The organism is Holdemanella porci, from assembly GCF_009696075.1.
In the GTDB taxonomy this organism is placed as follows: domain Bacteria; phylum Bacillota_I; class Bacilli_A; order Erysipelotrichales; family Erysipelotrichaceae; genus Holdemanella; species Holdemanella porci.
In genome coordinates this window covers 1-1,485 of record NZ_VUMR01000119.1, presented here as the reverse complement: position 1 = coordinate 1,485, position 1,485 = coordinate 1, and the positions used below count along the sequence as shown (strand labels likewise).

General features: G+C 33.3%; 2 protein-coding genes. Both read right to left on the bottom strand.

What is annotated here, in order from left to right; translation table 11 throughout:
* The coding region (locus tag FYJ55_RS10635) for an ISAs1 family transposase (protein ID WP_195836731.1) at nt 1–792 on the bottom strand (792 nt) is incomplete at its 3' end.
* Nucleotides 785–1,485 (bottom strand): hypothetical protein (locus FYJ55_RS10630; RefSeq protein ID WP_229771172.1); only part of this gene is annotated, 701 nt, incomplete at its 5' end. The genes FYJ55_RS10630 and FYJ55_RS10635, both read right to left, overlap by 8 nt.

Genomic DNA, 1,485 nt, shown 5'->3' with positions numbered 1-1,485 from the left:
TGTAGTTATTTTTTTCTTTGGAGTCTGTTCATATTTTTTGAACCTTTCTAAAATTTCTTCTCGCAAACCGGACTGGTTATCTTTTACAGGTGCTACATAGATGCCTTTTTTTGATGCAATGATATTACATGTTTCTCTTTGTGTATGTAGAGCGTCAAAAGTAATAACTGTCTTTTTCAGTTCCATCATTCTTAGAATTTCCTGTGCTACTGGAATCTCATTCGTTTTAGTTTCAACCGGCTTGGAATGGATACAAAGGCAGTCTGAGTTACTGTATACATTCAATACATTGATATTTCTTTGAGGATTCTTAGTATCCTCACTTCTTCCACTGCCACGTGCTTCTTTTCCATCAACGGATTGATGACAGTACATAGTACCTTGAGCACATTTTCTAAGTTCCTGAAGGAATTCATGGATACGTCCAATAGTTATTTCTTCAAATTCAACTGGATCAATACACATCAATGTTCTGCGGATAGTATCGTGAGATGGAATCTGTCCATCCTTGATTAATCCGTATTTTTCGTATCGACTTTTGTATACAAGTATATGGTCATAAATTCCTAAACAAGTCGTCTTACCTTCATAAATAATACTTAAAAAGCATAGTAAAAGGATATCGGATAGTTTGTATTGGATCTTTCCTGGTTGTCGATAATCTTGTAGATCATCAAAAAGATGTAAGAAACCAATGGAGTTCATAACTTCAATATGATCATCAAAATCAATATCGATTTCCCTGAATATTTCGTTTAATACTGCAACTAAATTAAAAATTTTATTATTCATAGTGAAGTCCATTCCTTTCAATGATATCAACAACCTCTTCAGGTATAGTTGGATAATAGATGTGATCCGAAGTGACATCTACAACCGCAAGCTTTAAAATCTGTGAAAGTACAGCTATTTCCTGTGCATCAAAATAACTTTCCATTAATCTCGCAATCTTATTAGATATAGTCTTTATGCGTGTAGCAGAAATAGAATCTCTATATTTGCATAAAGATTCCTTGTTTTTGTAAGTAAGGAAGCAAGAAGATAAGAAGATATCTTGACAGCTTCCAAAAATATACTGAACAACACCAAGATATACAGTATCATCCGTAGCTCTAAATGAACTGCGAATCAAATCACGTTTAAAGCTTGAAATAATGAAGTGACTCAATCCAAATTCGACATAGACAGGATGTTTAGAAACGACAGACTTAGGAATAAAACCATCAGGAGTGATCTTTCCAAGATAAGTCTGTATACTTTTAGGTTTTCCACCAGGCACATATTTAGAAGTACATGAATAAAGGCCATAACCTTGTTTTGTTTTTTTGATCGTGTGACCAGGAGAACGGAATTTTTCGACCCAGTCAGGATAAGTAACATATCTTTTCATAATAATAGTGTACACCAATACACTATTAAAGTGTATAAAAAAATAAATAATCTTAAATCGCGAAATTTTGAAGATCATTTCATGCGTAATCACTA